We start from the raw sequence: 26368 nt of genomic DNA, 5'->3' as shown, positions 1-26368 counted from the left end.
GATATGATCGGCGCTGCAAAATACCAGGGGAGGAATGCTGATGATGAAGCGGACTCTAGTCGCCGTCGGCGCGATCGCGCTGCTCGCGGGGTGCAGCAGCAGCGATGCGTCGGGCGCGGACGAAACCGTCGCGAAGAAACCCGATTGCGTCTCCGCCGATCTCGATTCGAACTATGCCGGCTTTTCGAAAGCGCAGGTCGCCGAATTCACCAAGCAGCGCCAGCAGATGCTGCCCGATGCCTCCGACGATGCTCAGGCCTGGCAGGATGGCGCCCGGCAGTTCGCGACCTATTTCCTCGACCAGATCGCGCTGAAGCCCGATTCGCTTTGCGCGAACGATTACAAGACGATCCAGTCCCTCAACAGTGCGGAGATGGATTTCGAATCGCGTACTGACAAGCCGCTCGATCCCGATCAGACCAAAGAATATATCCGCACGCTCTATCAGACCGCCGGCCTGTCGAAGGATCGCGGCGACAAGCGGCTCGATTCGCGCGTGGACGAGACTTTCCAGAGCATCAAGCAGACGCGCTCGGGCTGGGGAAGCTAACCGCACGGAAACGCGGCGCGCGGCTGGTGGGCCCGGCAGGACTTGAACCCGCAACCTAGCCGTTATGAGCGGCCAGCTCTAACCAATTGAGCTACAGGCCCACTAGCCGCCGCCGCGATAGCCGAGGCGGGTCCGATCGGGCAAGCGTCAGCTTTGCCCGATCGCCTCGACAAGTTCGGCTTCGCTCGCCGAGCGGACGCCAAGCTTTGCGAGAAGCGCCAGAACGGCATCCCACCAGCGGTAAAATTCGCGCAAATCGGCGGCGTCGCGGACATAGGGTGTAAAGCCCGGCGCGACCGAGGGCGAGTGGAAGCTGAAGTTCAACAGCCCGGTCCCCTCGCCCACTGCCACGCGCACCGCTTCGAGCGCGTCGGTGATCGGCATGTCCTCGGGCGTCAGCGCGACACGAGACAACAGGCCGAGCCGGGAAAACAGCCCCCGCCCCTTCGGCACATGACCGAGCGCGGAATACAGCCCCGGCGCAAATCGCCGGAGCCTGCCGGTATAGACCGTCGTCAGCGGCAGCTCGACGAGCCCGCCGACCCGAAACGCGGCATTGCCGACCGCGCTGAAATCGGGGCCGCCCTGCCCGGCATAGGAATAGCGGGCGCGCATCGAGCTATCGATCCGATAGCCGCGCGCTTCCAACAGGGTGAATGTATTCGGCCCGATCCCATAGCGCCCCGCACGATAGATTCGCGGCGATCGCCCGAAGGCACTGCGGATTGTGTCCGTGAGAATATCGAGCTTGGCCGCCTCAAGCTCGCGCGGAAGATTACCGGGAAAGCTGTTCCGGGTATTCACGTCTTCATCGTGCGGCGGGCTGACCCAGGGATGAAGCTGCGTGCCTATGCCGGTCCGGCCGTCGTCCAGCAAATCCGCCAGTATCTCCTGCGCCCGGGGCTCGCTCGCGACCGGGTGATCGACCAGATAGGTGATCGCCGCACCCGCTTCGCTCAGCCTTCGATGCGCCTCGGGCAGCGCCGCGATCGCAGTCGTTCCGCGCGCCTCACGGCTGAATGGCCCGCGCCAGTCGAACTCTTCCTCGGTATCGACGAAGATCGTGAAGCGCGTGCCGAAATCGGCGGGCCAGTGTATTTCGGCTTCCGCTAGGGTCGAAAAAACCAACGGATCGTGCCCGCCATTTGGGGGCGCATGCGCGTCCGGCATCGCTCAGTTGGTTTGCGCCTGATCCACTCCGCGATCCTCGGCGGCGGGCAGCCGCAAAGTCAAGCACTTCGACGAAAAGCCAAGGTCCCCGCCCATCTCTCTGGCGAGATTGCGCGCGAGCCGAAGCGAAAAGCCCGTACCGAGCATTGCCCGGTCTTCGCATTCCTCGTCATCCGCCGCGCCGAGCGGCGGAAGCGCGGACGGACGGGTAAAGGTCATCACGACCTGTTCCTCGCGATCCTCACCGATTTCCGCTTCGATCCGGTCATCCTTGCCGGCCGCCGATACCAGCGTCGCGAGCAGCCGTGCGAGCAACCGTTCGACCGCGCGGCCATCGCCGGCGACCGAGCAATCCGTTGCGGGCAACACAAGTTCGGTGCCGCGAAGTTCGACAAGCGGCTGCAAATCGTCTGCGATCCGGTCGAACAGCGGCTGCAACGCGACGTTCCCGCCGTGAAGGTCGAGCGATTCGTCCTCGATCCGCGCCGCCAGGTCGAGATCGTCGATCACACCGAGCAGCTTTTTCGCCTCGTCGCGGATATCGGCCGCCTGCTCGCGATACGGAGCCGGCACCGAGCCGAACAGCTGCCCCTCAATCATCTCGGCAAAACCGCTGATCGCGCCGGCCGGCGTGCGCAGTTCGTGGACAAGCTGACGCAGCGATTGCGCCGCCGCACGCGTCCGGCGCGGTTCGGCGCGTTCGTCCGCGCGCGGGCGCCGCGCGGTGCCGCGAAAACCGACGAAGCGCCCGCTACGCGGATCGAATAGCGGCTTGGCCGATATCAGCCAGTCACCCGCCGCGCTCGACCGTCCCTCGACGATCAATCGCGCATCGGTGAATGCCGAACGCCTGCGGAACGCGCCGGCGGCGGTCGCATCGGCGCGCGACACGCCGTCAGTGCCCGGCTGCACCAGCGACAGGCCGATCATCGCCTCGCGTTCGACACCATCGACCCAGCGGACAAGCCCGCTTGCATCGCATTCGAAACGGAAATGGGCGGCTTGCGGAACGGGGCGCCGCGTATCGTGCTTGCCCTCGTCGCGTTCGCGGCGATACGCCTCGATCCGCGCGACGACGTCGGCGATCCGAAACGGCCCGCGCTCCTCCTTGCCGCCCTCATTTGGGGCATCCGACGTCGTGTCGTTACCGGCGCGCTTGTCCCGGCGCGCGGTGCGCATCGCTTCGTTCACGAAGGGCAAGCCGCGCGTAACGTCGCCAAATGGCTGGAATGGAGAACGCGGCCCCTCGGCAATCGGCGCGACCTCCTCTGCGATTTCTTCGCTTTCCGAAGCCGCAGACGCATCGCCTCGCACCAACGCTTCGGCGCTTTCGTCGCCAAGCACGAAATCCGACGCGCCGAAACTCTCAAGCGCGCGGCGCACCTTGGGCCCCAGATCGCGCCGGTTGCGCAGGATGGAGCGGGCCGGCGGCGTAAGCGTCGGCAGCAGCGCGATCCATTCTTCCGAGGTCAGCCGCGCGCTGCGCAGCACGGGCAGCGCCACATTCAGCGCGTCGCCCGCGAACAGCATGACCAGCGCACGCGGCGGATTGGCATGTTCCAGTGCGCGAGCGCTTGCCGCGCGCACGGCGGCCGGCACCTGATCGCGGATTTCATGCAGCTTGCTGATCGCTTCTTCGGTAGGCGAAACGCGGCGGCGCCCGATCAGGTCGACAAGCTGTCGCCACAGCGACTGCCGCCCGAAATCGGTCGAGACGTCGGCTGCCAGAACGGTTTCCATGACGTCGTCGAAGCGCAAGGTCCGCCTTTCCGCAACCGCCGCGACCATCCGCGCCGTAACCGGTCTTTAACCCCCTGCGGCGCGTACCGAAACCGGGATTTTCGCCACGTTGCATTGTGGGACAATTGCGTTTGCGCGTAATTATCTTATGCTGTACGCGACCTTTAAGACCAAAAGCAATTAACTGGGGGAATTTACAATGGCGTTCGACCGGATCGACCGGCAGATCATGGCGCTGCTTCAGGACGATGGGCGGATGACCAATGTCGAACTGGCCGAACGCGTCGGCCTGACCGCCCCGCCCTGCCTGCGCCGCGTGCGCGCGCTCGAAGAGGAAGGCGCGATCCACGGCTATCACGCCGAACTCGATGCGCTGGCGATGGGCTATACGATCACCGTCTTCGCAATGGTCAGCCTGCGCAGCCAGGCCGAAAGCGACCTCGATGCGTTCGAGGAACATGTCGCGGGCATCCCAGAGGTCCGCGAATGCCATATGCTCAATGGCGAGATCGACTTCATCCTCAAGATCGTGTCGACCGATCTCAAGAGCTTTCAGGAACTGCTGACGACGCGGCTTACCACCGCACCCAACGTCACCAGCGTGAAGACATCGCTGACGATCCGCACATCGAAACAGCTTCCCGGCATTCCGATCACCGATATCTAAAAAAAAAAGGGGCAGCGGATCGAACCGCTGCCCCTTCGTCATTGGTCTTTCAGCCGGATCAGCCGCCGGCCGGAGCCGGTGCGGCCGCCGAAGTCGATGCCGACGCACCGGTCTTCGACTTCAGCCACGTTTCCCACAGGCCGACGATATCGGCGCGCGCGCCGGTCGCCTGCACGGCGTCGAACGCCGCCTGAGCCTGTGCCAGATCACCCGAATCGGCGAGTGCGATGCCAAGCCGCGTGTTCACGACATTGTTGTCGACCCCGCCCTTCGACAGAGCGGCTTTGTACAGCTCGATCGCCTTGGCGTAATTATCCTTGGCAAGGTACGCATCACCCGTCTGGCGGGCGAGCTTGCCGTTGCTGGCGGCAAGCGCCTGCTTCTCGAGCGTGGCAAGCGAGGTGTCCTGCTTGATCGAGGCATTGGCCGAGGAATAGACTTCGTTCACCGAACGCTGGTCGGCCGGAAGCTTGCCGCTGGCGCGACCCGCATCGATCACGGTTTTCGCTTCATAGGGAAGACCGCTGTTGTTCGCGAGGTTCGCATATTCGAAATAGTCGCGCTCGCTCGCCAGCGAATCCGTCGCGCGCATCAGGCGGAACAGGTCGAGCTGGTCGGCCTTGGGCAGATTGCCCTTGTCGGCATTCTGGCGATAGACGCCGATCACCTGGCGCCAGTTTTCCGGCGACGGATAGGCGACGATCCAGCGCTTCAGCCACTTCATCGTCTCAGCGTCGTTCTTGCTCTTATACGCCTGGGCGACACCGTATTTGTACAGATCTTCCGACGGTTTCTTGCCGGCCTGAACCTGTGCCGAAATCGCCTGGTCGAGCGCGCCGAGCGCCTTTGCGGGATCGCCGTTCTTGCCGGCGAGGCTGGCCTCGAACAGCGCCATTTCGGGATCGGTGTAACCAAGCGCCTTCGCCTGATCGAGATAGGTCTGCGCCGCCTGCGCATCCTTGTCGGTGTTCATCGCGATCCGGGCGAGATAGAAATTATACTTGCCCTTGTCGGCGTCAGACACCCGCGGACTTGCAACAAGCGTCTTCAGCGCGCTCTGCATGGCCTGCTGATCGCCTTCGCGCGCGGCGAGCGGCAGACTCAGCGTTGCCAGGAAATATTTCTCGTCATCTGTCTTGGCCAGCGGTGCGGCCTTTTCGAGATGCGCCTTGGCCGTCGCATTGTCATTGGCCTGAAGCGCCTTTTGCGCGGCCAATGCCTCGACACGGAATTCCTTGCCGACCTTTAGCGGAGCCTCTTCCTTCTTGTCCTGCTTGGCAAAGGCCGGCGGGACGGAAACGGCGGCCGTCATGCCGACGGCAAGGGCCGCGGCCATCGCGGCCTTCGATACGAATTTCATGCTGATTACTCTCCTGTTGCAGGGTGCGCTTGACGAGGCGCTGACTTAAAGATCGTTACGGCGCCATACAAGCCAAGCACCCGTGGTTATAGCCGGCGCTGGCTGAACGTCCTTTGAACGCGACGGGTTGCATCGCTTTGACGACATGCCGAACCGCGGCTAGGGCATCGGCCATGATCGCAGTACTTTCTCCTGCCAAGACGCTCGATTTCGAATCGGCGCTACCCGATATCGCCCCCAGCTCGCCCCGCTTTGCACAAGATGCTGAGAAGCTTGCCGGTTCGGCGGCAAAGCTCGGCAAGAAGCGGCTTTCCGAGCTCATGCACATTTCGGACAAGCTCGCCGACCTGAACGCCAGGCGATTCCGCGAATTCGGCGAACTGCCCGAACGCCCCGCGCTGTTCGCCTTTGCGGGCGATGTCTATACCGGGTTCGAGGTCCAGTCGCTCGACCGTCCGGCGATCGATTTCGCACAGGATCATGTCCGCATCCTGTCCGGGCTGTACGGACTGCTGCGCCCATTCGACACGATGCGGCCATATCGGCTCGAAATGGGCACCAAATGGGCGCCGGGCCGCGCAAAGACGCTGTACGACTATTGGCGGGGCCGGATCGCCGATGCGCTTGCCGACGATGTTGCGGCGGAAGAATCAGGCGCGGTGCTCAACCTCGCGAGCAAGGAATATTGGAGCGCCGTTTCTGGCAAGCTTCCCGATACGGTGCGCGTGGTCAACGTCGATTTCCGCGATCCCGGCCCGAACGGCCCGCGGATCATCAGCTTCTACGCCAAGAAGGCACGCGGAATGATGGCGCGCTGGATGTGCGAAAACCGCATCACCGACGTCGAGGCGATGAAGGGGTTCGACAGCGACGGATATCGCTTCGACGCGGAAACCAGCACCGGGAATCACTGGCAGTTCCTCCGCGCATGAGCGGATCGGCCGTCATCATCGGCGCGTCGGGCGGCATCGGCGCCGCGCTGGCGCAGGCGCTGGCGGAAGAAGACGAATATCAGCGCGTCTGGCGCTTCGCCCGCTCGTTCGACGGCGACGCCCATATCGACCTCACCGACGAAGACAGCATTGCCGCCGCGGCCGCCCAGCTGGCCAAGGGGCCGCCGCCCGACCTGATCCTCGTTGCGACCGGGCTGCTTCATACTGCCGAGCGCGGACCGGAGCGTGCGCTGAAGGAACTCGATGCGGCCTGGCTGGCGCAACAATTCGCGGTCAACGCGATCGGTCCCGCGCTCGTCGCCAAGCACTTCGTCCCGCTGATGCCCTCGGCCGGAAAGCCCGTCTTCGCAGCGCTCTCGGCGCGGGTCGGCAGCATTTCCGATAACGGACTTGGCGGCTGGTACGGCTATCGCGCCTCGAAAGCCGCGCTCAACATGCTGATCCGTTCGACCGCGATCGAGGCCAGACGCTCGAACAGCCGGTCGATCGTCGTCGGACTGCACCCGGGCACGGTCGATACCGCGCTGTCGAAGCCGTTTCAGGGCAATGTCGCACCGGGCAAGCTGTTCGATCCCGACCGCGCCGCGCTGCAGCTTCTCGACGTGATCGACGGGCTGAAGCCGTCGGATTCGGGCAAGCTGTTCGCCTGGGACGGCGAGGAAATCCAACCCTGACCACAGGCGGCATCCATCGCGCTCGCTCGCGCGTGCGCGTATGTACGCGCGCGTGACAATTGCGGCCCAAGCCGCTAGACCCGACCGATCATCTGAATCACTAGCTGAAAGCCTGAAATCTTGACCGACGAGACCGTACTCGCCGACCCTTCGGACATTTCCCCCATCAGCCTCGTCGAGGAAATGAAGTCGAGCTATCTCGACTATGCCATGTCGGTGATCGTGGCGCGCGCGCTGCCCGATGTCCGCGACGGCCTGAAGCCCGTGCATCGCCGCATCCTCTATTCGGCCAGCGAAAGCGGCTTTTTCTACAATCGCGGGTATCGCAAGTCGGCGCGCATCGTCGGTGACGTGATCGGTAAATATCACCCGCACGGCGACACCGCGATCTACGACGCATTGGCGCGTATGACGCAGGACTGGTCGATGCGCGTGCCGTTGATCGACGGCCAGGGCAATTTCGGTTCGATGGACCCCGATCCGCCGGCCGCGATGCGTTACACCGAAGCGCGGCTGGCCAAGGTTGCGAACGAGCTGCTGACCGATCTCGACAAGGATACGGTCGATTTTCAGCCCAACTACGACTCGACCGAAAGCGAACCGCAGGTACTGCCGGCGCGCTTTCCCAACCTGCTCGTCAACGGCGCGGGCGGCATCGCGGTCGGCATGGCGACCAACGTCCCGCCGCACAATCTGGGCGAAGTGATGAATGCCTGCCTCGCCATCGTCGATGCGAAGACGGGCGGCGAGGTGCTGACCGACGAGGCGCTGCAGGAAATCGTCCCCGGCCCCGACTTCCCGACCGGCGCGCTGATGCTCGGCCGCTCGGGTGCGCGCTCGGCCTATATGACGGGGCGCGGATCGGTGATGCTGCGCTCGCGCTATGACGTAGAGGCACGCGGCGACCGGCGCTCGATCGTGCTCACCGAAATCCCTTATCAGGTCGGCAAGGCCGGGCTGGTCGAAAAGATCGCCGAGGCCGCCAAGGACAAGCGGATCGAAGGCGTTTCCGACATCCGCGACGAATCGAACCGCGAAGGCGTGCGCATCGTCATCGACCTCAAGCGCGACGCCACGCCCGAGGTCGTTCTCAACCAGCTCTGGCGCCACACGCCGGCACAGTCGAGCTTCGCCGCCAACATGCTGGCGATCCGCGGCGGCCGCCCCGAACTGCTCAACCTGCGCGAAATTCTCGAGGCGTTCATCGAGTTTCGCGAGCAGGTCATCACCCGCCGTTCGAAATACGAACTCGCCAAGGCCCGCGACCGGGCGCACGTCTTGCTCGGCCTCGTCATCGCGGTCACCAATCTCGACGAGGTCGTGCGCATCATCCGCGGTTCGGCATCGCCCGCCGAAGCCCGCGCCGCCTTGCTCGCGCGCGAATGGCCGATCGCCGAAATCGCCGGCTATATCCGCCTCGTCGAAGCGGTCGAGCATGAGGTCGAGGGCGACACCTACACGCTGTCCGAAGCGCAGGTCCGCGCGATCCTCGACCTTCGCCTCCACCGCCTGACCGCGCTTGGCCGCGACGAGATCGGCGACGAACTGGCGAAGCTTGCCGAATCGATCGCCGAATTGCTCGAAATCCTCGCCAACCGCGCCAAGCTTTACGAAGTGATGCGCGGCGAGCTGATGGCGGTGCGCGACGAATTCGCCACCCCGCGCAAGACCGAGATCACCGCCGCCGCCGACGGGATCGAGGACGAGGATCTGATCGAGCGCGAGGACATGGTCGTCACCGTGACCATGCAGGGCTATATCAAGCGCACCCCGCTCGACACCTTCCGCGCGCAAAAACGCGGCGGCAAGGGACGCGCCGGCATGGCGACCAAGGACGAGGACGCAATCACCTCGCTCTTCGTCACCTCGACCCATACGCCGGTGCTGTTCTTCTCGACGCATGGCAAGGTGTACCGGATGAAGGTGTGGCGCCTGCCCGAAGGCGGCCCCGCCACGCGCGGACGGCCGATGGTCAACCTGCTGCCGCTCGCCAATGGTGAGGTCATCTCGACCGTCCTTCCGCTGCCCGAGGATGAGGCGGAGTGGGCGAACCTTCACGTCATGTTCGCCACCGCCGAGGGCACCGTTCGCCGCAATTCGATGGACGCGTTCACCAACGTGCCGTCGAACGGCAAGATCGCAATGCGCTTCGACGACGACAGCAGCGACCGGCTGATCAGCGTCAAACTTCTTACCGAGACCGACGACGTGCTGCTTGCCACGCGCGACGGCAAGGCGATCCGCTTCGCCTCGACCGATGTGCGCGAGTTCCAGAGCCGCACCTCGACGGGCGTGCGCGGCATCCGCCTGCTCGGCGACGACCAGGTGATCTCGATGTCGATCCTCAAGGGCGTCGAATCCTCGACCGAGGAACGCGACGCCTATCTGAAGGCCGCGCCGTGGAAGGAAGGCGACCGTGAAGTCACGCTGTCGCCCGAACGCATGGCCGAGTTCGAGCGCGACGAGGAATTCATCCTCACGGTCACTGCCAACGGCTATGGCAAGCGCACCAGCGCCTATGAATATCGCCGCACCGGCCGCGGTGGTCAGGGCATCACCAACATCGTGATGTCCGATCGCAACGGCCCCGTCGTCGCCAGCTTCCCCGCGCATAATGGCGAGCAGCTGATGCTCGTCACCGATCAGGCGAAGCTCATCCGCACGACCGTCGGCGACATTCGCATCGCCGGCCGCAACACGCAGGGCGTAACCATCTTCCGCGTCGCGGAGGGCGAGCATGTCGTCTCCGCCGCACGCATCGACGAGGAAGAGGAACCCGAAAACGAGGCCGAGGCGTTGGTGGCCGAAGAACGGGCGGAAAACGCTTCGCCCGACGGATCGGAGGCCGCGATCCGCGTCGATGACGGCACCGGGCCGGAGACGATGGACGAGCGCGTCGACGAATCGGGCGACGACGAGGAGAAGGAATGACCCCCGAGGCAGCCTATAAGGTACTGACCGACGAACAGATGCAGGCACTCGAAGCCGACCGCTTCGAGGGCGCGGAGATCGACAAAAAGGACGGCTATATCCACTTGTCGACCGCCGACCAGCTTACCGAAACCGTCGACAAGCATTTCGAGGGCCAGACCGACCTGTGGATCGCCGAGGTCGATCTCGAAGTCGTCGGCACGCAGATCCGCTGGGAAGAATCGCGCGGCGGGCAGAAATTCCCCCACCTCTACGGCAAGCTCCGCCTCGACACGGTCATCGCCTACAGCCCCCTCGAACGCGACGAGGACGGCCGGGTGAAGCTGCCGGTGGCGGGCTGACGTTCAACGAGGCGCGCACCTCACCTCCGTCACCCCCGACTTGATCCGGGGTCTTTGGCGAGAGTGACGATCAATCGATGCTGAATTGAATGAATTCAGCAGCGCGACGGAAATAGGGCCATTATCGCCCCAATTTTTGCCGTTCCCAATCCTCAATGACTTTCCCGGCAGCGGACCTTCCGCGCTGCCAAGGAATATGCGAGCTTCAGGTTAGGAGGAGCCATGAAGCCCCGCATTACTATCAACACCAATAAAGATGGCGAGCTGGAGATATGGCTCAATCCGGATGGGCGCGATCTGTTTGTCCGCGAGCTTCAGCATCTCAGCGAGCGCAGCGATCATTTCCATCTCGGACCGGAAGATTTGGGCGGTGAGGTGCCGGTCCAAATTATCGCGTATCGCGAAGGCGATCAGATAATTGAGTGGGGAAAGGTGCTATTCCGTCCTGACGAATGGGATGCGCAGCACTTCCCGCAGGTCATCGCCCCCGAAAGCCGGAGCGACGGCTGACGCCCCGAGGTTGGCCGATCCCGCGCACTCGCAGCTTCCCTGATTGCGGATTTTCGCAAGTAAGCTTAGGTCTATGCTATGGGAGTTGGCATGACTGATGACGTGATTGCTCGACGCGTGTTCAAGGTCGATGGGCACGAGGTGGCGTGTCGTTTCTTCAAGCCCGAAGAGGAAGGCGGAAGTTATTTCTGTCGGTATGAGATTGCTTGGCCAGAGACAAGCAAGACCAAACGGGCTGGTGGTGTCGATGAAGTTCAAGCGCTTTTGCTTGCGATGATGACGGCGCACACGGACCTTCTCGCCGCTCGAAACATGGATGGCCGTGTTGTCGAATGGCTCGATGGGCAAAGTCTTGGCTTACCTGTCACTCCGAGCGTTCGAGAATGGGACCCAGACAACAACATGTGACTAACGCGGATGGCAGCTATTCGACATTCGCTGTCCATAAGACGACTGTCGCAAAACCCACCAACAGCAGACCACAATATTCAGCTGTCGCCCTACACCTTTACCGACAAATCCAGCCGGTCGGCCTCGCGCACCCTTACCTTTCTCGCCGCATAGCCGAGGAACAGCGACGCCAGCACGCACCAGCCCGCCATCCAGATCATCTGCGTCGGAAGCGGCACGCCCATGTCGATGAACGCGCCGGTAATTCCCGGCCCGATCGCGGTCGAGAGCACCATCGCCGACACCGTGATCGCGCGAATGCCGCCGAGATTGGCGAGCCCGTATACTTCAGGCCATAACGCTCCCATCAGGTTCTGGGTAAAGCCGTTGCTGATCCCCAGCAGGAGCATGAACAGATAAACGCCCCATACCGGCGTCACCAGACCGACCGCGAGCGACGCGACGGTCAGCGGCGCGAGGAAGAACGGCAACAGCTTCAGCGCGCCGAAGCGGTCGACCAGATGCCCGCACACGAATCCGAAGATCACCGTCGTCACCGCCATAACCGGAAACGCTCCGGCAAAGGCGAGCGGATCATAGCCGCGAAGCGCGACCAGATAGCCCTGATGGAAGAAGATTACCGTCGCGATGAACGGCGGCGCGAGCGTCCCCGTCAGCAACAGGTACAGCACCGGATCACGGATCACTTCAGCCCGCGTCCAGTCGCGTGCGGTACGCGCCTTGGCGGACGCCGCCTCTTTCGAATGCGGGACGCGCTCAACGCGCAGCAACAGCATGATCGCCGGATAGCCGACTAGCACGATAAGCGCCGCCGATGCGAACCATGCCGCGTGCCAGCCTGCGCCCGAATGGATCAGCACGAACAGCACCGGAAACAAGCCGTTGCCGAGCATCAGCCCCGGCGTCACCAGCGACATCGCGCGACCGCGGTTCGCCACGAACCAGCGTCCGATCTCGGTATAGCAGGTCTCGGTCATCATGCCCTGCCCGAACAGCCGCAGCAGGTAGAGCGACAGGCCGAGCACCACGATACCCGGCGCAACCGCGATCAGCACACAGGCCACGGCCAGCATCGGCATGGTGAAGCGCACCACCTTCCACCCCGGCATCAGGTCGAGTGTTCGCCCCAGCCAGGGAAGCGTCAGCGCGCTCCCCAGCGTCGCCAGCATGTACAAGCCGCCGAACTCGCCACCCGATAGATGGAACGTGGCACGAATATCGTTTCCCGACAGCCCGATGAAAAAGGTCTGCCCGAACGACGAAAACAGCGTCAGCAGGAATCCGCCGCCGATCCAGCGGGCATTTTCCCGTACGAAACCAATATTGTCGCGTGCGAATCCGATCATGCCGTCCCTGTGGCCGAGTGCCGCCGCTTTGGAAAGTCGCAAGTCCGCGCGGACGATATCGTATTGCGGACCTGCGATTTCGCGCAGCGCAACCGCAGGTCAGTAATTCGGCCAGAGTCCCGGTGTAGCGAGTTCGAGAACGTGGCCGTCGGGATCTTCGAAGTACATGCTGCGACCGCCCTTCGGCCAGCGCATCTCGCCGCGCATTTTGACGTTGGCACACTCGAGATGCGTCTTCCACGCGTCATAGCTGCCGGCGGCGATGGCGAACGCCATGTGCAGCTTTCCCTTGCCATGATGACCGGGAACCGTGCCCGCCTCGCTCACCGAGTCCTCGCTGGTCGCGCCTTGCTGAAACAGCAGGAGGACCCCGCGCGATCCGGCATCGAACGCGGTTAGCCGGTCGGTCGCCAGCATTTCGCGGAGCCCGAGCATCTCGGCATAGAAACGCCGCGAACGTTCCATGTCGCTGATATAGAGCGCGGTTTCGAGCAGCCCTTCGATCGGCGGCGGCGTCATGCCGGCTCTCCGGCATACAGGTCGACGACCTCGGCCCCCTCGCCCTCGGCTTCGAGCAGCAGCGTGCGGTGGCACATGCACGGATCGCGTTCATAGCAGAGCAGCGCCGTCGGCATCTCGGCCGCCAATTCGCGCATCTGCGCCGCCTGCACCTGCGCCTCGGGCAGGTCGAGCTGCCCGGCATAGACCGCTTCGAGCGTCACCCGGTCGCCCTTCTTGGCGGCATCGCGCCCTTCCTTGGGTGTCCCGAGCGCTTTCAGATGGCGATAGTCGATCCCGGCCTCGCCAAGCGCCGCTCCCAGCGCCGTCTTCGAAAAGCCCGGCCTGCGCGACAGCGGCAGCGCACGCACGTCGATCAACCGCTTGACGCCCGCCGACCGCAACGTGCCGATCAGTTCATCGACGGTCGCGCCTTCATATCCGATCGTGAATATCTTCATCTCGACCTCGATGTAGGCAGAAACTGGCTTGACACAACTGCGCAGCCAGATATTTCTGTAATTACAGAACTGGAAGATAATATGCCGATCACCGATCACCCTGATGCCAAGGCCTTTCTGCTCCATTGGGGTGAAATGGGCACGCAATGGGGCGTCAATCGTTCTGTCGCGCAAATCCACGCGCTGCTCTATCTTTCGGATCGACCGCTTCCTGCTGACGAGATCACCGATACGCTCGGCCTCGCCCGTTCGAACGTTTCGACCGCACTGAAAGAACTTCAAGGGTACAACATCGTGCGCCGCGTCCATATCGAGGACGACCGCCGTGACCATTTCATTGCCGAGACCGATCTGTGGGAAATGCTGATGCGCATTACGGCGGAGCGGAAGCGGCGTGAGATCGATCCCACCATCCGACTACTCGACGACCTCGCGAAGCGATTGAACGAGGACCCTACAGCGCCGAAACACCTGCGCGAGCGTATCGTTCGGATGCATGACTTTATTGGCACGCTCGCCAATTGGTACGATCAGGTGAAATCGCTGCCGAAATCTACGCTCGTTACGCTAATGAAGCTTGGCTCGAAGGTCGCGCGCTTCATTCCCGGCAGCAATAAACAGGACAACTGAACCCGTCTGCGATCAGCAGCCTTACACACCGCAATATTCCAATATTTCGGTATTTTCAGAAACAACTGTTAACAGGAGAACGACCATGACTGAGACCGTTTACGCGCTCTATCTCGCGATCACGATTGCACTCACCATATGGGTGGCTCGGACATTGTCCAAGAACGGCATCGTGTTCCTCGAACAATGTTTCGGGCAGAATGTGGTGCTGGCGCGCTCAACAAACCACCTGCTGGTCGTCGGATTTTATCTCATCAATCTCGGCTTCATCACGCTGACCCTCAGTCTCGGCACGGAACCGCATAGCATGCCTGAGGCAATCCGCTTTCTCAGTGCAAAGGTCGGCCTCGCCGTTTTGGTGCTCGGCCTGATGCACTTTCTGAACATGGGTGCGATCGCCAAGTTTGGCCGGACCGTCAACGACTGGCTGAGCGAAGAACGCGGCGCGAGTCCCGCAGTATAAGGATGCCATGATGGCATACGCCTCGCCTCACCGAACGGTTCGCTCCGGGGCGCCGCTGGCGGCGCTGGCGGCAGGACCGGTCACCATGTGTATCCTCGGATTGGGGCATCTGGCGACCAGCAACGACACGGTCGCAGTCACGCCGCAGGGGGTAATAATGGCAGCATCGTCCGTGCTGATGCTGACAATCCCGGCAACAATCGTCGCGTTGTTGCCAGTATGGTTTGGAACACAATTGATGTTGTGGGCCGGCAAGCACCTAGAGATCGCGCGTCTGCCGGTGATGTGGGGGCTGGTCGGCGCGGCCCTGCTCGCCGGACCGGCGGCTCTTGTTGCGGGCGATACTGCCAGCTCCGGTTTCGCCTGCGGGGCCATCGGTGCCATCTGCGCGCTTATTTGCCGCATCGGTGCAACCTGGCCTGCCCCGCAGACTCGCCATAATCAGCGTTCCGCAGTCAACCGCGCGGCTATTCCCCAGGTCATCAGCGCCACGCCGCCGAAATAGAGTGGCCAGATCAGAAGGGTGGGCAGCATCGTTTCACCGACCGGACCCGCGCGCGAAAAGATCAACAGGTCCGATGCGACGAACATCACCGCGCCGATGCCAGTTCGGTAGCGCGGAAAGCGGCTGAGCCAGGCTGTAGCGGCCATGACGCCGAGCACGCCCGAATAGACGCCGACCGCCATCTCGCTGCCCGCACGCCACACCAGCGCAACGGCGATCACCACCGTCAGCGGCGCAATCAGGCGGCCGAGAAGTTTCTGGCTCAGGCTCGATTGCAGCCGCCGGTTACGCAGGAAAAGCACGATCGCGCACAAATGCCCTGCCATGAACGCGATCGCGCCCACCGACAGTCCGACCGCATCGAGCAGCACGTCACCCGTGGCATAGAATAGCAACATCAGCGCGAGCAGCACACCATCGGTCGAGTGCACCCGCGCCGTCGCCCATGCCGCAAGCAGCCCGACCCCCGCGCCCTTCCATACCGTGACCAACGGCCCGTGCCAGCCAAGCCATGCCGCCAGGCAATAGCTCGCGCCGGCGAGCAATCCGGCAAACCACAAAATCCGCATCACGCCCCCTGTCCTACTCCGTCGCCGATCCCTATCATTGACGGCAGCGGCAACAAATGATCAGGGCCGCGCAACTTTCAACAACGATGAACGCGAATTCTGTGAACGTAAGCCAATCCCAGACGAATCACGACGTCCATATCATCGGCGGCGGCCTTGCCGGGTCCGAAGCGGCATGGCAGCTCGCCCAGGCCGGCAAGCGCGTCCGCCTGTCCGAAATGCGCGGTTCTGGCGACATGACGCCGGCGCACCAGACTGACCGGCTCGCCGAACTCGTCTGTTCGAACAGCTTCCGTTCGGACGACGCGGAGAGCAACGCCGTCGGGCTGCTCCATGCCGAGATGCGCGCAATGGATTCGCTGATCATGGCGATGGGCGACAAGCACAAGGTTCCTGCGGGCTCCGCGCTCGCGGTCGATCGCGACGGCTTCGCCGCCGGCGTGACCGAGGCGCTGGAAAACCATCCCAACATCACGCTCGTTCGTGAACGGGTCGAGACGCTTCCGGCCGAGGGGCTCACCATCGTTGCGACCGGCCCGCTCACCGCTCCCGCGCTCGCCGAAGCGATCGGCGACGCGACCAGCGCCGAAAGCCTCGCCTTTTTTGATGCCATCGCGCCGATCGTCTATCGCGAAAGCATCGATTTCGACGTCGCGTGGTTCCAGAGCCGCTGGAACAAGGGCGAAGGCAAGGATTACATCAACTGCCCGCTCGACAAGGAACAGTATATCGCCTTCGTCCAGGGACTGATCGACGGCGAAAAGGGCGAGTTCAAGGACTGGGAAAAGGACACGCCCTATTTCGACGGCTGCATGCCGATCGAGGTGATGGCCGAGCGCGGTATCGACACGCTGCGGCACGGTCCGATGAAGCCCGTCGGGCTCGACGATCCGCGCACCGGGCGCTGGCCCTATGCCGCCGTGCAGCTCCGTCAGGACAATGCTTCGGGCACGTTGTGGAACATCGTCGGTTTCCAGACCAAGCTCAAATACGGCGCGCAGGTCGAGCTGTTCCGCACCATCCCCGGCCTCGAAAATGCCGAGTTCGCGCGGCTCGGCGGACTGCACCGCAACACCTTCATCCGCTCACCCGAGCTGCTCGACAGCACGCTACGGCTAAAGGCGCGGCCCAATATCCGCTTCGCCGGGCAGATCACGGGGTGCGAGGGCTATATCGAAAGCGCCGCGATCGGGCTGCTCGCCGGCCGCTTCGCCGCGGTCGAGCATGACGGCGCGCTGATGGCGCCGCCCCCGCCCGAAACCGCGCTCGGCGCGCTGCTCGGTCATATCACCGGCGGCGCCGAGGCAGAGACTTATCAGCCGATGAACGTCAATTTCGGACTGTTCCCGCCGATCACCGGCAAGATGAAGAAAGCCGATCGCAAGAAGCGCTACACCGCCCGCGCCCGCGAAGCGCTGAACGACTGGCTCGCCGCCTGACGGAATGAACGGCTAATCGCCGGCGCAGGAACAGGCCGGTTTCCTGGGTTTGGGTTTGCTCTTTCGGCGCGTCGTGGCGAATTCGACGCGGCTGAGCGTGCCAGACTTGTCGGCATCGGCCTTGTCGAACTTGTCATAGGTCGTGTGCGCCCACTCGCGAAACGACAGCTTGCCGTCATGGTCGGTGTCGAGATTGGCATAACGCGTCCGACGCGACTTCAGCAGTTCGTCGCGCGTGATCGCTTCGTCGGCATTGTCGTCATAGCGGTCGAACCGCTTCTCCTCGCGCGTCTTCTCGGTGGCTTTGGGCGGCGCGGTGACCGCAACCTTGTCCGGCGCTGTACCAGCGACCGGCGCCGCGCTCGGCGGAGGTCCGGGCAAGGGTTGTTTCGGCGCGGCGTCGCCGCGGTAGAGCAGCAAGCCCGCCGCGATAAAGAACATCGCCGAAACCGCCCCCGCCAGATACCGCCACATACAGCACGTCCCCCTCGTACTCGTTCAACGCTGATACCAGAACAGCGCGCCTAGCGCCCCGTCAGCCGGTGCCAGAACAATCGCGACACACGCGCCGGCGATCCTGGCCGGATCGGCTCGCCGCGCGGGACCGAGCTATCGAAGCGGGCCAGATGTACCAGCGCGCCGATCGCCCTGCCCCGCTTGCTCCAGCGCTGCCGCGCAGCCTCGGCCAGAAGCGGTCGCGCCATCGCCGCCGCCTCGCTCGCCAAATCAGCATCGCGCAGATGGATCGCGAGATCGGTCAGCGCCCACCCCTTGCCGGCCGAAGCGACGGCGCTGTCCGACGCAGCCAGCGACTTCGCCATCGCGCCGAACAGCACGGCACCCCGCGACTGCGCATAGCGCGCAAGTGTTTCAGGGTTGAGCTGCTCCTCTTCGATCAACAACATCCAGCCGTCGCACATTGCCGATAACGCCTCGCCGCTTATCGCGCAGGGAAGCACATGCTCGGCCAGCGCCTCGAGAACCGGCATTGCCGGCGGTGGCTTTTCATCGAGGTCGGTCAGCGCGTCGCGCCACCACACAAGCCGCATCTGGCCAAGCGCAGGCTCGGTCGTCGTGCGCAGGACGCCGGCCAGCGCGTCGTCGAGCCCGAGCAACGCCGAAAGTGCCCGGCGCGCATCTTTCGGCGCGTAGGTCATGACAAGCTGGCGCTCCGGATTGGCCGTTACGTCAGCCATCAAGCCACCGGATTTTAAGGACGATCTTAACCATAACCCTTCAACCGACATTATCGCTTCGTCGGCCATAACCCGACATTGGACCGGAATATCATAAGAGCGATTGCATGGGGAAAAAGTCCGAACGCCGGGCGAAACGCGCTCGCACATTCCTGTCGCGGCTCGCCGGAGACGTCCGCGGAAACACGCTGGCGATCATGGCCGCTGCGCTGATACCGCTCGCCGGAATGGTCGGTGGCGGGGTCGACCTGTCGCGCATGTACATCGTCAAGACGCGCCTGCAGCACGCCTGCGACGCCGGGGCGCTTGCCGGGCGCAAGGCAATGGGTGGCGGCGCCTGGTCGCAGGACAATTACTACCCCAAGAAGATGGCGGAACGCTTCTTCATCGCGAATATCAACGACACACTGTACGGCGCCGACAACGTCAGCAAGACGTTTACCGAAAGCGCCGGCAAGGTGGCTGGCCAGGCGTCCGCGCAGCTGCCCATGACGCTGATGCGGATATTCGGCCAGACGACCAAGACGCTGACCGTTACCTGCGACGCCGAAATGCGCCTGCCGAATACCGACGTGATGTTCGTGCTCGATACGACCGGATCGATGGGCGATCCGCAACCCGGCGACAGCCAGACGAAATTGTCGGCGCTCAAAGAGTCGGTGAAGTGCTTTTACGAAATCATGGCCCGGCTCGATACGAACGCGAATTGCACCACGGGCACGCCTTCAGGCGGAACTTCCGATCAGGTCCAGATTCGCTTCGGCTTTGTGCCCTATGCCACCAACGTCAACGTCGGATATTTGCTGAAGCCGCAGTGGATCGCCGACAGCTGGCCATATCAATCGAGAGAGCTTGTTTCGGGCGGCGTCGACGACGGCGGATATTGGGACGCAAACTGGCAAGACGATGGCTGGCATTATTGCAGCCAGATTCCGTCGGATACTCAATCTACAAAATATCAAGTCTCTTATACGTATAATAAATACTTATGCAGATTAGAGCACAAGAGTTACCATCTCAACAATCCTGCTGTTTGGAATTACGGCAAGATAACCAAGGACATATCCGCGCTGAAAAGCGGTTCGACCTTCAATCATTCGTTTCAGTTGAAGATCGGCGACGACGGAACAATGAAGACAATCAAATGGGATGGTTGCATCGAAGAGCGCGCGACGGTCCGCAAGAGCACATATTATCCGATTCCAGCGGGTGCGAACGATCTAAATATCGATATGGTTCCAACCGGCGCGTCAGGAACTCAGTGGGGTCCTGCGCTACCCGACCTGATCTACACGCGAAAGCGCGTCCCCTACTATAATGGCTTTTCCGGCTACTACGATATCGACCCGGTAAACGGCACAACAACAAATTATGGTTCGGACATTTATTACGCTTGTCCTACCGAAGCAACACGTCTCAGCGAATGGAAAGACCCTGTCGCGTTCGACAACTATGTCGACAGCCTAAAAGCGGAGGGTAACACCTATCACGATATCGGCCTGTTGTGGGGCGCGCGTCTCATGTCGCCCGACGGGATTTTCGCGGCGGACAACAAGTTGACCGCCAAGGGCGGCGAAATTGAGCGTCACTTGATCTTCATGACCGACGGTGACGCATGTACCGGGACTAATAATTACACCGCCTACGGTGTAAATTGGTTCGACCGTCGAGAAACCGATCCAAATAGTGCGCCGAGTGCCGGCTGCGGCGAAAAAGGCACGTTAACGCAGCAAGTCAATGCCCGGACGGAAGCACTCTGCACCGCGATAAAGAACAAGAATATTACCCTTTGGGTAATTGCTTTCGGCGACCTTGAAACCTCCACCGAAAATCGGCTTCAGAAATGCGCTACCCCCGGCCGGTATTTCAAAGCAACGAACGCGGCTGCCTTGCAATCGACCTTTAAGCAGATCGCCGATGAAATTTCGCAATTGAGGCTGACCAAATGACGATATGGCTACCCGTCAGAACGTCGATTGGCGTCCTTTCACAGGATCGGCGCGGTATTACCGTTGTCGAATTCGCGATGGTCGCCCCCGTCATGTGCATCATGCTTCTTGGGGGATTCGACGTAGCGCACACCTTGTATATGGATGCCGCGCTTCAGGGCGTTGTCCAGAAAGCAGCGCGCGACTCAGCCCTGGAAACAGGAAGCAGTCAGCAACAACAACAGTTCATCGACGACACGGTGAAGGAAAATGTAAAAGCGTTGGCGAACAATGCTGACGTGCAGATAAAGCGGCGCTTCTATCGCACCTTCACCGAAGCCGCCGCTGCGAAGCCCGAAGACTGGACCGACACCAACGGCGACGGCATCTGCGATGCTGGCGAGCCCTATGAGGACGCCAACCTCAACAATGTCTGGGATAAGGATGGCGGCGACCAGGGTCAGGGCGGCGCGCGGGATGCGACGGTTTACACCGTGACGGTCACCTATCCGCGTATGTTCCCAATTCAGAAATTCATCGGCGGCAGCGATACCACCAGCGTCCAGGCCGTCACCGTCCTGCGTAACCAGCCCTTTGGCGACCAACAGAGCTATGGCACAGCAAAGATACGGAATTGCCCATGAGGACAAGATCGCTTCCGCAGCTTGTACGCCGAGCCACGCGCTTTTGCAGTGACCAAAGCGGCCTTGCGCTGATCGAGTTCGCGTTAACGCTGCCCTTGTTCCTGACTCTTAGTCTAACCGGGGCCGAGATTACGAACTATACTATTACACGGATGCGCGTAAGCCAGTTGGCGTTGCATATTGCCGATAACGCTTCGCGGATCGGCACCGGCAGCCAGCTTCAGGCAAAAACGATCAGCGAGAGCGATATCAACGACCTGCTAACCGGTGCCGGTCTGCAGGCTGGCTCACTAGACCTCTACACGCGCGGACGGGTTATCGTTTCCGACCTCGAACCGATGAGCAATCCCAACACCAGCGGGAAATTCCGGATCAAGTGGCAGCGTTGTCGCGGTGCGATCACGACTCATAAGTCGAGCTTTGGCGAGCAGGGCGACACCGACCTCGATGGAATCGGCAATACCAACCACAAGGCCACGGCAATCGACACCGGCGCGACGATGTTCGTCGAAGTCTTCTACGAATATCAGCCGTTGATCGAAACCTCGCTATCACCGTCGCGCACGATGATAGAAACCGCGTCGATGATGGTCCGCGATAAACGCGACCTCACCAAGATCTACAACACCGAAAACGCGCCGGTTTCATCCTGCTGATGGGAGGCACCGGCTAGCCGTGCCTCCCACTCGGTATCAATCGACGTAACAGACCTTGCGGACCGCTGCGACGACCTTGTCGGCATCGATCAGCGCCATCTTTTCGAGGTTCGCGGCATAGGGAAGCGGCACGTCCTCGTTGGTCACGCGCAGCACCGGTGCATCGAGGTCGTCAAAGCCTTCCTCCATGCAGATCGTCGCGATTTCGCTCGCGATCGAGCAGGTTGGCCAGCCCTCTTCGGCCACGACCAGACGGTTCGTCTTGGCGAGGCTCTTGAGAACGGTAGCCTTATCGAGCGGACGCAGCGTGCGAAGGTCGATGACCTCTGCATCGATATCCTGTTCGGCGAGCTTCTCCGCTGCCTCAAGCGCGACCCCGACACCAATCGAATAGCTGACGATCGTCACGTCCTTGCCCGGCTTCATGATCCGCGCCTTGCCGATCGGCAGCACGAAATCATCGAGCTTCGGCACCTCGAAGGTACGACCGTACATCAGCTCGTTTTCGAGGAAGACGACCGGGTCTTCGGACCGGATCGCAGCCTTCAACAGGCCCTTGGCATCGGCCGCGTCATAAGGCGCGATCACGATCAGGCCCGGCACGCTCGCATACCAAGGGCCGTAATTCTGGCTGTGCTGCGCGGCGACGCGGCTTGCCGCGCCGTTGGGGCCACGAAACACGATCGGACAGCGCATCTGACCGCCCGACATATAGTTGGTCTTGGCAGCCGAATTGACGATGTGGTCGATCGCCTGCATGGCGAAGTTGAACGTCATGAACTCGACGATCGGCTTCAAACCGCCCATTGCCGCGCCCGTACCGACACCGGCAAAGCCATATTCGGTGATCGGCGTGTCGATGACGCGCTTGTCGCCGAATTCGTCGAGCAGCCCCTGCGTGACCTTGTACGCGCCCTGATACTCGGCGACTTCCTCGCCCATCACGAACACGCGGTCGTCGGAGCGCATCTCCTCGGCCATCGCGTCGCGCAGCGCTTCACGGACGGTGGTCTTCACCATCTCAGTGCCCTCCGGGATTTCCGGATCGGCGTTTTCCGCGTCATGCTCGGCCGCGTCGAACATCTTGCGCGCGCCGGTTTCTACCTTGTGCGGGGTCGGGCTCTCGGGAGCGTTAGGTGCCTTGTCAGCAGGCTGATCTTCCTTGGGTGCGGCATTGGCACCCTCGCCCGCCTCGGCCTTGTCCGCCTGGCTCGGCGCCTCGATCGAATCGGCGTCCTCGCCTTCTTCGGCGAGCATCGCGATCACCGCGCCGACCTTCACATTGTCGGTGCCCTCGGCCACGAGAATCTTGGCGATCGTGCCTTCATCGACGGCTTCGAATTCCATCGTCGCCTTGTCGGTTTCGATCTCGGCCATGATGTCGCCGGATTTGACCTCATCGCCTTCCTTGACCAGCCACTTAGCGAGCGTGCCCTCTTCCATCGTCGGCGACAGCGCCGGCATCTTCAGTTCGATCGCCATCTCAATAGGACTCCACCAGCACGTCGGTATACAGTTCGCCGCCCTCGGGTTCGGGCGCATTCTCGGCAAAGTCCGCCGCCTCGTTGATATGTTTGCGCATTTCCTTCTCGACGGTCTTGATATCGTCCTCGCTGACACCGGCCTCGATCAGCTCACGCTTGGCATGTTCGATCGGGTCGGACTTGTCGCGCACCGACTGCACCTCATCACGGCTGCGATATTTGGCGGGGTCGGACATCGAATGACCGCGATAGCGATAGGTCTTCATCTCGAGGATGATCGGCCCCTTGCCGTCACGCACCCACTGGAGCGCTTCTTCGGCCGCGCCGCGTGCAGCCAGCACGTCCATGCCGTCGACCTGGATGCCGGGGATGCGGAAGCTTTCGCCGCGCTTGTAGAGTTGATCCTCGGCCGAGGAGCGATTCACGCTCGTGCCCATCGCATATTGATTGTTCTCGATCACGAAGACGATCGGAAGCTTCCACAGCTCGGCCATGTTGAAGGCCTCATAGACCTGGCCCTGATTGGCCGCGCCGTCGCCGAAATAGGCAAGGCTGACGCCGCCGTCGCCGCTATACTTGTGCGCGAACGCCAGCCCGGTGCCGAGCGGCACCTGCGCGCCGACGATGCCGTGGCCGCCATAAAATTTATGCTCGACCGAAAACATGTGCATCGAGCCGCCCTTGCCCTTGGAGATGCCGGCCTGACGCCCGGTCAGCTCGGCCATGACGTCCTTGGGCGGAATGCCGCACAGCAGCATATGGCCGTGATCGCGATATCCGGTGATCACCGAGTCCTTGTCGGATAGCGCCGACTGTACGCCGACCGCGACCGCTTCCTGACCGATATAAAGGTGGCAGAAGCCGCCGATCAGGCCGAGGCCGTAAAGCTGGCCGGCCTTTTCCTCGAAACGGCGAATGAGCAGCATGTCCTTGTAGAACTGCAGCAGCTCGTCTTTCGACGCCTTGTAGCGCTGCGGCTCTGCCGGGCGTTCGCGGTTGTCCTTGGGGGGTGTACTTTTTCGGCTGCGTGCAGGTGCCTTGGCCACAAATTACCTCTTCTCGTTCCTGGGGGAGGAAGACGGAGGTGCCTATAGTCTCGTTTTCCGCCCGACTGCAACGCCAACGCGCCACAACCGCCGACGTTCACCGCGCACGCGTCATTTATTCAGCGGAATGATAACCTCATCGGGGTGCACCACGTTCAGCTCCTTACGAACCATTTCGTCAGCAAGGTCGGGATTCACATGGCGCGGATCGAGCAGGTCCTTGCGGTTGCGCAGGGTCGCGCGCTGCTTGTCGAGTTGCGCATATTGCGACTTCGCCTGCACCAGCTGACGCTGATAATCGTGATAGGCAAGGATGCCGTTCGGCCCCAGCACGGCGTAATAGACGAAGAACGCCATCAGGATGATCGCCGCCGCCGGCAGTCCGGCGGTGCGAAGTATCGACGATATGGGACGACTGCGAGCCATAGTTAATTTTCGCCCAACCATGTGAACAACGCAAGGATTTTCGACATGCACCTGACGCCGGAAAAAGGCGCTCCACCGGCGCCCGAGATCGAGTTCGACCAGTTCCTCGCGGTCGATATCCGGATCGGAACGATTATCGCCGCGGAAGACTTTCCCGAGGCACGCAAGCCCGCGATCAAGCTCCGCATCGATTTCGGTGACCCGATCGGCGTTCGCAAATCGAGCGCGCAGATCACCCGGCATTATGAACCCGAAACGCTAATCGGTCGCCAGGTCGCTGCGGTCGTCAACTTCCCGCCGCGCCAGATCGGCCCCTTCATGTCGGAGGTGCTGACGCTAGGCGTGCCCGATGGCGACGGGGAAGTCGTGCTGTTCGCGCCCGACCAGCCCGTCGCCAACGGTTCGCGAATCTTCTAGCCGCGCAGCACCGAGCGACCGGCATAGCGCGCCACGTCGCCCAGTTCCTCCTCGATGCGGATGAGCTGGTTGTATTTCGCAAGCCGGTCCGACCGCGCGAGGCTGCCGGTCTTGATCTGGCCGCAATTGGTAGCAACCGCCAGGTCGGCAATCGTCGCATCCTCGGTCTCGCCCGAACGATGCGACATTACCGCCGTGTAGGATGAACGCTGCGCCAGGCTGACCGCCTCCAGCGTCTCGGTCAGCGTACCGATCTGATTGACCTTCACGAGCAGCGAATTGGCCAGCCCGCGCTTGATCCCGTCGGCAAGCCGCTTCGGATTGGTCACGAACAGGTCGTCGCCGACCAGCTGCACCTTGTCGCCCGACAGGTCGGTATGCGCCTTCCAACCCTCGAAATCGTCCTCGGCCATACCGTCCTCGACCGACAAGATCGGATAGCGACCGATAAGATCATCGAGATATTCGGCCATTTCCTGCGGGCTGAGCGTCTTGCCCTCGCCTTCCATGTGGTACGCGCCGTCGCGGAAAAATTCGGTCGAAGCGCAGTCGAGCGCCAGCATGACGTCGTCGCCGGGCTTGTAGCCGGCGGTCTCGATCGATTTCATGATGACGTCGAGCGCATCGGTGGTCGAGGCAAGCGCCGGCGCAAAGCCGCCCTCGTCGCCGACAGACGTCGAAAGGCCGCGTTCGCTGAGCGCCTTTTTCAGCGTATGGAAGATTTCCGAACCGCAACGGACCGCCTCCGCGATGCTGTCGGCCCCGACCGGCATGACCATGAATTCCTGGAAATCGATCGGGTTGTCGGCATGTTCGCCGCCATTGATGATGTTCATCATCGGCACGGGCAGCAGATGTGCGCCGACGCCCCCGACATAGCGATACAGCGGCAGGCCACGCGCATCGGCCGCAGCCTTGGCGACGGCCAGGCTCACGCCCAGGATCGCGTTCGCGCCAAGCCGCCCCTTGTTGTCGGTGCCGTCGAGCTCGATCATCATGGCGTCGATCTCGCCCTGATCCTCGGCCTCGACGCCCAGCAAGGCTTCGGCGATATCGGCGTTGACCGCTTCGACCGCCTGGCTGACGCCCTTGCCCATATAACGTGACTTGTCGCCATCGCGCTTTTCGACGGCCTCGTGCGCACCGGTCGACGCGCCCGACGGCACCGCTGCGCGACCGAAGCTGCCGTCTTCGAGCATCACGTCGACCTCGACCGTCGGGTTGCCGCGACTATCGAAAATCTGGCGCGCGTGGATGTCGATGATTGCGGTCACGAAATGATCTCCCTACCTGTAATGACGGGCCGGCGGTTGGCTGCGCAGCCCTCTACGCCGTCACGCGGCACAGGGCAAT

29 protein-coding genes and 1 tRNA gene are annotated in these 26368 nt (G+C 62.3%); 16 read left to right on the top strand and 14 right to left on the bottom strand.

Features of this window, described 5'->3' with window-relative positions:
- The first annotated feature begins 40 nt into the window (after positions 1 to 40).
- Complete coding sequence (locus tag J7S20_RS03320; RefSeq protein ID WP_284052804.1) at positions 41 to 550, top strand: membrane lipoprotein lipid attachment site-containing protein; 510 nt, start codon at positions 41 to 43, stop codon at positions 548 to 550.
- A 24-nt stretch (positions 551 to 574) separates the two neighbouring features.
- Here J7S20_RS03320 and J7S20_RS03315 read toward each other — a convergent pair.
- The 3 genes from J7S20_RS03315 to J7S20_RS03305 all read right to left on the bottom strand — a co-directional run bounded on the left by J7S20_RS03315 (position 575) and on the right by J7S20_RS03305 (position 3460).
- Positions 575 to 651: transfer RNA gene (locus J7S20_RS03315), tRNA-Ile, on the bottom strand.
- A gap of 46 nt (positions 652 to 697) precedes the next feature.
- Complete coding sequence (locus J7S20_RS03310; RefSeq protein ID WP_284052803.1) at positions 698 to 1678, bottom strand: polysaccharide deacetylase family protein; 981 nt, start codon at positions 1676 to 1678, stop codon at positions 698 to 700.
- Between the two features lie 45 nt (positions 1679 to 1723).
- Positions 1724 to 3460, bottom strand: coding sequence for a HAMP domain-containing sensor histidine kinase (locus tag J7S20_RS03305; RefSeq protein WP_284052802.1), 1737 nt, complete (start codon positions 3458 to 3460; stop codon positions 1724 to 1726).
- 199 nt (positions 3461 to 3659) lie between these two features.
- Here J7S20_RS03305 and J7S20_RS03300 point away from each other — a divergent pair, with 199 nt between their 5' ends.
- Positions 3660 to 4127: an Lrp/AsnC family transcriptional regulator gene (locus J7S20_RS03300; RefSeq protein ID WP_284052801.1), complete on the top strand. Its 468-nt coding sequence runs from the start codon at positions 3660 to 3662 to the stop codon at positions 4125 to 4127.
- A 58-nt stretch (positions 4128 to 4185) separates the two neighbouring features.
- On the opposite strand, the gene J7S20_RS03295 is transcribed toward J7S20_RS03300, so the two are convergent.
- Entirely contained in the window at positions 4186 to 5487 is a 1302-nt protein-coding gene (locus J7S20_RS03295) for a hypothetical protein (protein WP_284052800.1), read from the bottom strand.
- A gap of 173 nt (positions 5488 to 5660) precedes the next feature.
- Here J7S20_RS03295 and yaaA point away from each other — a divergent pair, with 173 nt between their 5' ends.
- From yaaA to J7S20_RS03265, 6 genes are all read left to right on the top strand, one after another.
- Positions 5661 to 6419 (top strand): peroxide stress protein YaaA, encoded by a 759-nt coding sequence (gene yaaA / locus J7S20_RS03290; protein ID WP_284052799.1) that lies wholly within the window; start codon positions 5661 to 5663, stop codon positions 6417 to 6419.
- Positions 6416 to 7114, top strand: a complete 699-nt coding sequence (locus J7S20_RS03285; RefSeq protein WP_284052798.1) for an SDR family NAD(P)-dependent oxidoreductase — start codon at positions 6416 to 6418, stop codon at positions 7112 to 7114. The genes yaaA and J7S20_RS03285 overlap by 4 nt, the downstream gene beginning before the upstream one ends.
- Positions 7115 to 7234: 120 nt before the next feature.
- Entirely contained in the window at positions 7235 to 10045 is a 2811-nt protein-coding gene (gyrA, locus tag J7S20_RS03280; protein ID WP_284052797.1) for a DNA gyrase subunit A, read from the top strand.
- On the top strand, positions 10042 to 10386 hold the full coding sequence (locus J7S20_RS03275; RefSeq protein ID WP_284052796.1) for a DUF952 domain-containing protein: 345 nt from the start codon (positions 10042 to 10044) through the stop codon (positions 10384 to 10386). The genes gyrA and J7S20_RS03275 overlap by 4 nt, the downstream gene beginning before the upstream one ends.
- A gap of 222 nt (positions 10387 to 10608) precedes the next feature.
- A complete protein-coding gene (locus J7S20_RS03270; protein ID WP_284052795.1) occupies positions 10609 to 10896 on the top strand; it encodes a hypothetical protein in 288 nt (95 codons plus the stop codon).
- Between the two features lie 90 nt (positions 10897 to 10986).
- Complete coding sequence (locus J7S20_RS03265) at positions 10987 to 11304, top strand: DUF6968 family protein (RefSeq protein ID WP_284052794.1); 318 nt, start codon at positions 10987 to 10989, stop codon at positions 11302 to 11304.
- 92 nt (positions 11305 to 11396) lie between these two features.
- Here J7S20_RS03265 and J7S20_RS03260 read toward each other — a convergent pair whose 3' ends face one another.
- From J7S20_RS03260 to J7S20_RS03250, 3 genes are all read right to left on the bottom strand, one after another.
- Positions 11397 to 12653, bottom strand: a complete 1257-nt coding sequence (locus J7S20_RS03260; protein ID WP_284052793.1) for an MFS transporter — start codon at positions 12651 to 12653, stop codon at positions 11397 to 11399.
- A gap of 99 nt (positions 12654 to 12752) precedes the next feature.
- Positions 12753 to 13172: a VOC family protein gene (locus J7S20_RS03255; protein ID WP_284052792.1), complete on the bottom strand. Its 420-nt coding sequence runs from the start codon at positions 13170 to 13172 to the stop codon at positions 12753 to 12755.
- Positions 13169 to 13612, bottom strand: a complete 444-nt coding sequence (locus J7S20_RS03250) for a DUF488 domain-containing protein (RefSeq protein ID WP_284052791.1) — start codon at positions 13610 to 13612, stop codon at positions 13169 to 13171. Before J7S20_RS03250 ends, J7S20_RS03255 begins: the two co-directional genes overlap by 4 nt.
- Positions 13613 to 13693: 81 nt before the next feature.
- Between J7S20_RS03250 and J7S20_RS03245 the strand changes: the two genes are divergently transcribed.
- From J7S20_RS03245 to J7S20_RS03235, 3 genes are all read left to right on the top strand, one after another.
- Positions 13694 to 14242: a GbsR/MarR family transcriptional regulator gene (locus tag J7S20_RS03245; protein WP_284052790.1), complete on the top strand. Its 549-nt coding sequence runs from the start codon at positions 13694 to 13696 to the stop codon at positions 14240 to 14242.
- 85 nt (positions 14243 to 14327) lie between these two features.
- Complete coding sequence (locus J7S20_RS03240) at positions 14328 to 14705, top strand: hypothetical protein (RefSeq protein ID WP_284052789.1); 378 nt, start codon at positions 14328 to 14330, stop codon at positions 14703 to 14705.
- A gap of 7 nt (positions 14706 to 14712) precedes the next feature.
- Positions 14713 to 15210 carry a hypothetical protein gene (locus tag J7S20_RS03235; RefSeq protein ID WP_284052788.1) on the top strand — a complete coding sequence of 166 codons (498 nt, stop codon included), beginning with the start codon at positions 14713 to 14715 and terminating at the stop codon, positions 15208 to 15210.
- On the opposite strand, the gene J7S20_RS03230 is transcribed toward J7S20_RS03235, so the two are convergent.
- The gene (locus tag J7S20_RS03230; protein ID WP_284052787.1) at positions 15147 to 15779 is read right to left on the bottom strand and encodes a lysoplasmalogenase family protein; all 633 of its coding nucleotides are present in this window, start codon (positions 15777 to 15779) and stop codon (positions 15147 to 15149) included. The two genes, J7S20_RS03235 and J7S20_RS03230, sit on opposite strands and share 64 nt — an antisense overlap.
- 86 nt (positions 15780 to 15865) lie before the next feature.
- Here J7S20_RS03230 and trmFO point away from each other — a divergent pair, with 86 nt between their 5' ends.
- On the top strand, positions 15866 to 17218 hold the full coding sequence (trmFO, locus tag J7S20_RS03225) for a methylenetetrahydrofolate--tRNA-(uracil(54)-C(5))-methyltransferase (FADH(2)-oxidizing) TrmFO (RefSeq protein ID WP_284052786.1): 1353 nt from the start codon (positions 15866 to 15868) through the stop codon (positions 17216 to 17218).
- A 12-nt stretch (positions 17219 to 17230) separates the two neighbouring features.
- Here trmFO and J7S20_RS03220 read toward each other — a convergent pair whose 3' ends face one another.
- Both J7S20_RS03220 and J7S20_RS03215 read right to left on the bottom strand, forming a co-directional pair.
- Positions 17231 to 17692, bottom strand: coding sequence for an EF-hand domain-containing protein (locus J7S20_RS03220; RefSeq protein WP_284052785.1), 462 nt, complete (start codon positions 17690 to 17692; stop codon positions 17231 to 17233).
- 50 nt (positions 17693 to 17742) lie between these two features.
- On the bottom strand, positions 17743 to 18414 hold the full coding sequence (locus J7S20_RS03215) for a squalene/phytoene synthase family protein (RefSeq protein WP_284052784.1): 672 nt from the start codon (positions 18412 to 18414) through the stop codon (positions 17743 to 17745).
- 107 nt (positions 18415 to 18521) lie between these two features.
- On the opposite strand from J7S20_RS03215, the gene J7S20_RS03210 reads away from it, so the two are divergent.
- From J7S20_RS03210 to J7S20_RS03200, 3 genes are all read left to right on the top strand, one after another.
- Positions 18522 to 20363 carry a pilus assembly protein gene (locus J7S20_RS03210; RefSeq protein ID WP_284052783.1) on the top strand — a complete coding sequence of 614 codons (1842 nt, stop codon included), beginning with the start codon at positions 18522 to 18524 and terminating at the stop codon, positions 20361 to 20363.
- Complete coding sequence (locus J7S20_RS03205; protein WP_284052782.1) at positions 20360 to 20986, top strand: TadE/TadG family type IV pilus assembly protein; 627 nt, start codon at positions 20360 to 20362, stop codon at positions 20984 to 20986. The genes J7S20_RS03210 and J7S20_RS03205 overlap by 4 nt, the downstream gene beginning before the upstream one ends.
- A 95-nt stretch (positions 20987 to 21081) precedes the next feature.
- A complete protein-coding gene (locus J7S20_RS03200) occupies positions 21082 to 21642 on the top strand; it encodes a pilus assembly protein (RefSeq protein ID WP_284052781.1) in 561 nt (186 codons plus the stop codon).
- Positions 21643 to 21678: 36 nt separating this feature from the next.
- Here J7S20_RS03200 and J7S20_RS03195 read toward each other — a convergent pair whose 3' ends face one another.
- From J7S20_RS03195 to J7S20_RS03185, 3 genes are all read right to left on the bottom strand, one after another.
- A complete protein-coding gene (locus J7S20_RS03195) occupies positions 21679 to 23124 on the bottom strand; it encodes a pyruvate dehydrogenase complex E1 component subunit beta (protein ID WP_284052780.1) in 1446 nt (481 codons plus the stop codon).
- Position 23125: 1 nt separating this feature from the next.
- Positions 23126 to 24172: a pyruvate dehydrogenase (acetyl-transferring) E1 component subunit alpha gene (pdhA, locus tag J7S20_RS03190; protein ID WP_284052779.1), complete on the bottom strand. Its 1047-nt coding sequence runs from the start codon at positions 24170 to 24172 to the stop codon at positions 23126 to 23128.
- 111 nt (positions 24173 to 24283) lie between these two features.
- Positions 24284 to 24598, bottom strand: coding sequence for an FtsB family cell division protein (locus tag J7S20_RS03185; protein WP_284052778.1), 315 nt, complete (start codon positions 24596 to 24598; stop codon positions 24284 to 24286).
- A 45-nt stretch (positions 24599 to 24643) separates the two neighbouring features.
- Between J7S20_RS03185 and J7S20_RS03180 the strand changes: the two genes are divergently transcribed.
- Entirely contained in the window at positions 24644 to 25015 is a 372-nt protein-coding gene (locus tag J7S20_RS03180; RefSeq protein ID WP_284052777.1) for a tRNA-binding protein, read from the top strand.
- Here the strand turns inward: J7S20_RS03180 and eno are convergent.
- Positions 25012 to 26289, bottom strand: a complete 1278-nt coding sequence (gene eno, locus J7S20_RS03175) for a phosphopyruvate hydratase (RefSeq protein ID WP_284052776.1) — start codon at positions 26287 to 26289, stop codon at positions 25012 to 25014. The two genes, J7S20_RS03180 and eno, sit on opposite strands and share 4 nt — an antisense overlap.
- Positions 26290 to 26368: the final 79 nt, after the last annotated feature.

Source organism: Stakelama marina, from assembly GCF_018122655.1.
GTDB lineage: Bacteria > Pseudomonadota > Alphaproteobacteria > Sphingomonadales > Sphingomonadaceae > Sphingomonas > Sphingomonas marina.
The sequence above is the reverse complement of the archived record's forward strand: the minus strand, read 5'-3'. Positions and strand labels throughout refer to the sequence as shown.

Excerpts from the sequence above, each read along its gene's own strand:
- J7S20_RS03305 (WP_284052802.1), bottom strand. The coding sequence starts at position 3,460 with ATGGAAACCGTTCTGGCAGCCGACGTCTCGACCGATTTCGGGCGGCAG.
- J7S20_RS03185 (WP_284052778.1), bottom strand. The coding sequence starts at position 24,598 with ATGGCTCGCAGTCGTCCCATATCGTCGATACTTCGCACCGCCGGACTG.
- J7S20_RS03205 (WP_284052782.1), top strand. The coding sequence starts at position 20,360 with ATGACGATATGGCTACCCGTCAGAACGTCGATTGGCGTCCTTTCACAG.
- J7S20_RS03255 (WP_284052792.1), bottom strand. The coding sequence starts at position 13,172 with ATGACGCCGCCGCCGATCGAAGGGCTGCTCGAAACCGCGCTCTATATC.
- J7S20_RS03260 (WP_284052793.1), bottom strand. The coding sequence starts at position 12,653 with ATGATCGGATTCGCACGCGACAATATTGGTTTCGTACGGGAAAATGCC.
- J7S20_RS03265 (WP_284052794.1), top strand. The coding sequence starts at position 10,987 with ATGACTGATGACGTGATTGCTCGACGCGTGTTCAAGGTCGATGGGCAC.
- J7S20_RS03285 (WP_284052798.1), top strand. The coding sequence starts at position 6,416 with ATGAGCGGATCGGCCGTCATCATCGGCGCGTCGGGCGGCATCGGCGCC.
- J7S20_RS03235 (WP_284052788.1), top strand. The coding sequence starts at position 14,713 with ATGATGGCATACGCCTCGCCTCACCGAACGGTTCGCTCCGGGGCGCCG.
- J7S20_RS03250 (WP_284052791.1), bottom strand. The coding sequence starts at position 13,612 with ATGAAGATATTCACGATCGGATATGAAGGCGCGACCGTCGATGAACTG.
- J7S20_RS03195 (WP_284052780.1), bottom strand. The coding sequence starts at position 23,124 with ATGGCGATCGAACTGAAGATGCCGGCGCTGTCGCCGACGATGGAAGAG.
- J7S20_RS03220 (WP_284052785.1), bottom strand. The coding sequence starts at position 17,692 with ATGTGGCGGTATCTGGCGGGGGCGGTTTCGGCGATGTTCTTTATCGCG.
- J7S20_RS03240 (WP_284052789.1), top strand. The coding sequence starts at position 14,328 with ATGACTGAGACCGTTTACGCGCTCTATCTCGCGATCACGATTGCACTC.
- J7S20_RS03180 (WP_284052777.1), top strand. The coding sequence starts at position 24,644 with ATGCACCTGACGCCGGAAAAAGGCGCTCCACCGGCGCCCGAGATCGAG.
- J7S20_RS03245 (WP_284052790.1), top strand. The coding sequence starts at position 13,694 with ATGCCGATCACCGATCACCCTGATGCCAAGGCCTTTCTGCTCCATTGG.
- yaaA (WP_284052799.1), top strand. The coding sequence starts at position 5,661 with ATGATCGCAGTACTTTCTCCTGCCAAGACGCTCGATTTCGAATCGGCG.
- J7S20_RS03300 (WP_284052801.1), top strand. The coding sequence starts at position 3,660 with ATGGCGTTCGACCGGATCGACCGGCAGATCATGGCGCTGCTTCAGGAC.
- J7S20_RS03215 (WP_284052784.1), bottom strand. The coding sequence starts at position 18,414 with ATGGCTGACGTAACGGCCAATCCGGAGCGCCAGCTTGTCATGACCTAC.
- J7S20_RS03230 (WP_284052787.1), bottom strand. The coding sequence starts at position 15,779 with ATGCGGATTTTGTGGTTTGCCGGATTGCTCGCCGGCGCGAGCTATTGC.
- J7S20_RS03270 (WP_284052795.1), top strand. The coding sequence starts at position 10,609 with ATGAAGCCCCGCATTACTATCAACACCAATAAAGATGGCGAGCTGGAG.
- trmFO (WP_284052786.1), top strand. The coding sequence starts at position 15,866 with ATGAACGCGAATTCTGTGAACGTAAGCCAATCCCAGACGAATCACGAC.
- J7S20_RS03210 (WP_284052783.1), top strand. The coding sequence starts at position 18,522 with ATGGGGAAAAAGTCCGAACGCCGGGCGAAACGCGCTCGCACATTCCTG.
- J7S20_RS03275 (WP_284052796.1), top strand. The coding sequence starts at position 10,042 with ATGACCCCCGAGGCAGCCTATAAGGTACTGACCGACGAACAGATGCAG.
- J7S20_RS03320 (WP_284052804.1), top strand. The coding sequence starts at position 41 with ATGATGAAGCGGACTCTAGTCGCCGTCGGCGCGATCGCGCTGCTCGCG.
- J7S20_RS03295 (WP_284052800.1), bottom strand. The coding sequence starts at position 5,487 with ATGAAATTCGTATCGAAGGCCGCGATGGCCGCGGCCCTTGCCGTCGGC.